We start from the raw sequence: 6,798 nt of genomic DNA, 5'->3' as shown, positions 1-6,798 counted from the left end.
ATTTATTTTATTTTTAAATTTTAATTTTTTATTTTCTATTTTTTTTAAATTTTTTATTACTATTTTTATTCTTTTTTAGGGCTTAGTAATACTTTTTTCTATGTTATTACTTTTATAGGTCTTTTTTTTATTTTAGTAATACTTAATTAAAAATATTTATTAAGTATAAAAATATAGCAATTATTATAATAAGTAAATTTTTGATTTAATTTGATTTAATTTGATTTAATTTGGTTTAATGAAAGAATTTTTTCTTTTGAGATATTTTATTTTGAAAATTTTCTTATTATTTGGAGACTTTATATGGCTTTTAATAAAAAAATATTTTGTTTATTTTTATTATTCTGTCTAATTATTCCTCAGGCAATTTATGCTGAGGATACAAGCGATTTAACGGATATTGATAATAATTATACATCAGATATGTCTATTTTGGATTTAAGTTCAACAGATCAAAATTCAATATCTGACTATTCAATTATTCTAAATGACTCAAGAAGTTCTGGACATGATGGTAAGGATACAAATGATAGTTTGGATGAGTCCCTTAGCGATTATTCAAATGATGGCTATGGCTTGTCTTTAAAAGATAATGCATATTTAGTTTCTGAAAATGATGATTTAAATATTGATTTAAGTCTTGAGGAAAAAACAATTGACACAATAGAAAATTCTATAGGGTCTGATTTATTCATTAAAGGGGATTTAAAAGCTCCATTATCTGATAAGTCAACATTTAATGTTTTCATTATTAGTGATAATACTGGAAATAATCTTTTTGATGCCGTTGCATGTGAAATATTGGATAATTCCAGTTTTTCTAATGTGAAATTCAATATTCGAAGTGGAAATCAAATCAATGAGATGGAAGAAGAGGAATTATATGCTTTGATGATGGATTGTGATGCATTCATTGGTCAGTGGGTTAGTTCCAATGTTGATGCAGTATTGACCAATCTACTTGATAAGCACCCAAATCTCTCTGATAAGGAACTGTTTTTAATATTGGAACCTCCTACAGGTAATATTAATTCTAGTTCCACATCATTGAATTTAGTTAGAAACTCTACAATTGGCCATAAGAAAATTTTCAATGGTCTTTCCAACGATGATTTGATTTATTACTTTAAGGCTACTAAAAGGGGAAATGACTTTAATGCTATTCAAAGTTATATAACTGATAATTCCAGTTCTTTTAATAGCATCTTCAATAATTTGGTATTGTATAAGGATATTAATGATAAAAGCAATTTGAAGAATGAATTGCTTTATATTCTTAATCTTTTAGGTCATGGCTGCTACTATGAAGCTCCTAATTTCACTGGTGTTCAGTCATCAGGCATATTTAGGGACAGATGGTATTCCTTGGATGAATACATTGAAACATTCTTTAACAAATCCAATAATCGTACAATTGGAATATTGGAAAGTACAATGTATATTCAATCTCAACAATTGGATTTAATCAATGAAATCACTGAATCATTGGAATCTAAGGGATATAATGTCATTCCTATCTATTGCCCTGCAGGTAATGCGGAACAATTGAATATTATGGTGAAATATTGGACCAGTGCAGGTTCAAACATCAGCGGATTTTTGGAAAATCCTGAAAAATTTGATATTCTTGTAGATGGAATCATTTCCATGGTTGCATATGGTGTAGGTGGAGAAAACTTTACCAATGCTACCCGTTTCTTTGAAAATGTTGATGTGCCTGTATTTAGGGCTGTTCACTCAGAATATATCACTAATAAACAATGGGAATTAAGTCCTGTTGGTTTAAGCACTACAAAAAGTGATAAATGGTGGCATGTGACTATTGCTGAGTCTCAAGGTATTTTTGATTCTACATTTGTCGGCGGTGTCGATTCTTATATCTCAAATAGGACTGGGGCTAATATTTTGACATTTGTTCCGGTTCATGAGAATATAGAGCTATTGACTGATAGGGTAGACTCTTGGGTAGACTTGCAATACACTCCGAATGAGGATAAGAATATTTCAATTATATACTACAATTACCCTCCGGGAAAGCAAAATATCGGTGCAAGTTATTTGGATGCAATTACAAGTGTCTATAATATGCTTTATGCATTAAAGGATGCAGGATATGATTTAAAGGATTTGCCTAATAATGTTTCTGAACTTGAAGATATGATGATTGCTTGTGGTATCAATGTGGCTAATTGGGCTCCTGGTGAAGTCGAAAAATTAGCTAACCGCTCCGGTGTCACTCTTCTTCCAGCAGATGAATACTTAGAATGGTTTAATTCTTTAGATGATATTGTCAAACTCCAAGTTTCTGAAGGTCCTGTGGCTTATATTGGTCAAATGGTTAAAAAGGCAGTCTTGCTTAATTATACTGATGAAACCGAATCCATGCTCAATGAATGGTATAACGGGATTAAGGCATTGCTTCCGGACAATCAGACAGTAATCGCAACAAATATTCTTGATAAGATCCTTAATGTTCTAAAGCTTTATGCAAATACATCCTCATATGAATACTTTGAAGAGTATTTGGAGTATTATGCAGAATTTAGAACTTTGAATATTTCTGGATTAAACGGATGGGGCCAAGCTCCAGGTAATATTATGCTGGTTAATCGTAATGGCACTGATTACTTTGTAATTCCTGGATTGACTTTTGGTAATGTTTTCATAGGTCCTGAACCTCAAAGAGGTTGGGAAGCGGATATTGAAAACCTTTACCATTGTACTGCAGTTGCTCCTACCCACCAATATTTGGCAGCTTATTATTATATGCAAACTAGACATTCTAACGCTATGGTCTTTGTAGGAAGACATGCAACCCATGAATGGTTGCCTGGTAAGGAAGTCTTATTGTCATATAATGATTATGGTTCTATTGTTGTAGGAAAAGTTCCTCAAGTTTATTTCTATATTACAGACGGTTTAGGTGAAGCTATACAAGCAAAAAGAAGAGGATTTGCAGTTTTGATTTCTCACTTGGATTCTCCAAAATCTTTTACTCATTTGTATGGTAACTTGACAGTTTTAGCTAATTTATTGGAAAAATATGATGGAAATCATAACAGCAAAAACTTCAATCAGGATTTGGAGAATAATCTTTCTAAAGAGATTAAGGATTTGATTATTGCAAATAATTATTATCTCACCCTTTGCATAAGCGAAGAGGATTTGAACAAAACTGATATGAGTGTTTTAAGTCCAAGCTTAAACACTTTCCTAAAGGATACTCAAAATACATTATATCCTTTAGGTCTTCATGCAATTGGTCAAAAATGGACTGATGAAGATTTGGCAAACACTGTTTCAATTATCGCAGCTCATGATTTTGAATTCAATAATCAAAAGACCAATCTATTAGACCAATTGTCTAATTACTACTATTCAACAGATTACTCTAAATTGGCTCCATTGAAACGTGAATTCATTCTCAATAAGTCTGTTGATATTTGCAAGGCTCTGATCTATTGGGATATTGATACGGTCTCTAAAACTGTTGGCTTAGACAGCCCAGAATTTATCGAATCATTGAATATTGCAAAGAAATACATGGACTTATACAATCAATGTATTGATGATGAATTGGATGCAATGATATCTGCATTACGTGGAGAGTATATTCCGGTAAATATTGGTGGAGAAAGTGTTACAGTGCCTCAAGTTCTTCCGACTGGAACAAACATGTTCCAAGACCAGTCATCTGAACTTCCAACACAAGAGGCATGGGCATATGCTAAAACCCTTACATTGTTGACCTTGGCAGACTTAAATGACACAAGTGAAAAGATCATTATGGGTATTTGGTGTGTTGAAACTGCAAGGGATGACGGTGCTTTAGTATCCACTGTTCTTTATCTATTGGGTATGAAGCCTGGATGGCATAATTCCTCCAGTGCAGGTTACGATGAGGAAGGAATTCCTACAGGTAAAAAGGTCAATGACTTGCCTGATGTGATTCCTCTTGAAAACCTGACTCGTCCTGAAGGATGGGACAAGAAGAGAATTGATGTGACCGTAATCACTAGCGGATTATTCAGGGATTTATACAGTTCTCAGGCACGTCTTATTGACAATGCTTTCAGATTGACCTTGGCTCGTTCATATTATACAATAGTAAATAATAAGACTCTTATGGACAGTGAATATGGTCCTCAAATCAAGGATGGACTAAGATCTATCATGAAAAGCATAAGCTATAAAGGAATGTCCAATGAATCCTTTGATGATAATTATGTTGCAAAGCACTGGCTTGAAGATTGCATTTATTATTTGAGTTTAGGTTATAATTCAACCGTTGCAGGAGAATATGCGATTACCCGTATATTTGCCCCTCCAAATGGTGACTATGGTGCAGGTATTTCCAAATTGGTATCTATGTCATGGACTTGGAATGACACTGATGAGCTGTCTGAATTTTATATTGGCAGAATGGGAAATATGTACTCTAAATACTATTGGGGAGACACTAATCCTATCGTGTTCATGAGAGCTCTTTCAGACACTGATCATATTGTTGTTAGCCGTAACACAAATCAATATGGTGTTTTGGATAATGATGACTTCTTCGATTATTGGGGAGGTCTTTCAATGACTGTAGAGTACTTGTCCAATAAAACACCAACAATGAATGTTTTAATGTATGCAAACAGGGATCAGGCATATGTGGCTTCATTTGAGAAAGTCTTCTATAACGAGTTGAATACAAGGTATTTAAACCCTGATTGGATTAAAGGAATGATGAAGGAAGGTTATAGTGGTTCTAGATATATGTCTAATAAGTTCATCTCTAATTTATGGGGATGGCAAGTAACCAGGCCTTCTTCTGTTGCTCAAACTGTTTGGAATGATGTTTATAATACTTATTATCAGGATAAGTATGGCTTAGGTGTCAAATCTTGGTTACAAACAGGTAATAATGCATATTCATTGATTTCCATGAGCGGAACTATGCTAAGTTCTGCATTTGAAGGATATTGGGATGCAGACGATGCAACCCTTAGGGATATTGCTAATACATGGGCTCAAGCTACTGTAGCTAATGGTGTGGCATGTTGTGACTGCAGCTGTGGTAATGTGGCTATGATGGAATGGGCAGTCAAGTTTGTAAATGCTGACTTGCTTGCTAAACTATTGCCTACTTTGTATAATGCTACATTAAATCCTAAGTTCCTAACTAATGTTTCAGACGCTCCTTCAAACTCAACAAATGTTGATAGCCAAACAAGGGATAGCTCTGAACAGTCTAATGCTACAGTTGAGACAAACAGCAGTTCAACTTCCAATTCCCAGTCCTCACAGGGAAACACTAATATCAATGGGCAAAGCGGAGGCAGAGCTGTAGGTCTTGAATATGCTGCTAAAGGTGAAACTGCTAGTGACTCAGATGCAGGCACTCCTGATGCTAGCGGGGGAAAGGCTGTTGAAGTAAGTCCTAGTTCAAGCACACCTGTTGCACCTAAAGACGTTAGCATGCCTATAGCGATTATAATTTGTATTCTTGCATTAGTTGCATTAATCGGATTTGGTTATTTCAGAAACAAAGATAAGGATAATGATGATGATTATGATGATTTTGACTATGAATATTAATGATTTTTAATATTCTGGGATATTATTCTATTAATGGTTTCTTATTATAGTTACTCATTAATAGTCTTATTAATAGTCTTATTAATAGTCTTATTAATAGTCTTATTAATAGTCTCATTAATTGTCTTTTATTATCTTTTTAATTTATTATCTTTTTAAAATTATTATTTTTTTATTTTTATTTTATTTTATTTTATTTTATTTTTTTATCATTGGCTTTAAGTTTAAAATGAATCTTAAATGATGATTATTTGACTTAAGAATAGGATTTTGTATTTTTTAAGGTAAATAATGATTATTTAATTTTATTATGATTATGATGATGTAAATTAAATAATTTTTTAGCATAGGAATTTTATTTTTATGGTATTTAATGATATTTTAATATATTTTGATGGTTGTGGTGAAAATGGATATGCTTAGTATGCTTTGGCAATTTGGAATCTTGGCAGCGGTGCTTGTTTTCGGTATAAAGTTAGGATTGGCTGTAGGTTTAGCTAATCTGTCCAAGAAATATTTGGCTACCGTATGTATAGGATATGGTGGCGGAGTATTGATTCTTGCTGAGATTTCTTCATATTATACAAATCAAATTACTGAATTAATTTATACATATAACTCTTTATTCTTTATTATTATGGCTGTTATAATGATTTTAGCAGGTATATTTACCATTAGAGAATGGAGAGTTTTTGAAAAGAACACTACTGCTGCAACTTGTGCTGCAGTGATTGCTCCTTGTCCATGCTGTTTTGGATCAATTATTGTAAGTATATTATTAGTAGCACCTACTGTCGGTCTAGGGGCTGCAGACTTAAGTAAGTATGTTGCATTGGCATTGGTTCTAACTATTGTAGTCACATATTTTGCTTCTAATATCTTTGTAAAATATGTTGATAAGCCTTATCCTATAGTTTTAGGAAATTTCATGTTTTTCTTAGGAATTTACTTCCTATTGTCTGCATTGGTTATTCCTAATATTGCTGCTATAATGAATAAGTCAATGGGTTCTATTACAATTGCCTCAGTGGATAGTATGCTTGGCTCTTTAGTGGCTTTAGTGCTTTTGGTGATTATTGGTGTGGTGTACACAAGAAAAGACAGTATTTTAAGTTAAATAATAAGGTTTTTAATTATTTCAATTAAATTGAGAGGATGTTTGACTAAAATTGTATTATTTAAACTTTTATTATATTCTTTAAATAATTTTTATTT

The 6,798-nt window shown here is 32.6% G+C and carries 2 protein-coding genes; both read left to right on the top strand.

The genetic code is table 11. The features are described 5' to 3' along the window. The first annotated feature begins 303 nt into the window (after positions 1-303). A complete protein-coding gene (locus tag Q0138_RS02375; protein WP_297980421.1) occupies positions 304-5,583 on the top strand; it encodes a cobaltochelatase subunit CobN in 5,280 nt (1,759 codons plus the stop codon). A 415-nt stretch (positions 5,584-5,998) separates the two neighbouring features. Continuing rightward, positions 5,999-6,700, top strand: a complete 702-nt coding sequence (locus tag Q0138_RS02370; RefSeq protein WP_297980417.1) for a DUF2162 domain-containing protein — start codon at positions 5,999-6,001, stop codon at positions 6,698-6,700. Positions 6,701-6,798: the final 98 nt, after the last annotated feature.

The organism is uncultured Methanobrevibacter sp., from assembly GCF_937906425.1.
Classification (GTDB): domain Archaea; phylum Methanobacteriota; class Methanobacteria; order Methanobacteriales; family Methanobacteriaceae; genus Methanobrevibacter.
The sequence above is the reverse complement of the archived record's forward strand: the minus strand, read 5'-3'. Positions and strand labels throughout refer to the sequence as shown.

Coding starts and splice junctions, on each gene's coding strand:
- Q0138_RS02375 (WP_297980421.1), top strand. CDS start 304: ATGGCTTTTAATAAAAAAATATTTTGTTTATTTTTATTATTCTGTCTA.
- Q0138_RS02370 (WP_297980417.1), top strand. CDS start 5,999: ATGCTTAGTATGCTTTGGCAATTTGGAATCTTGGCAGCGGTGCTTGTT.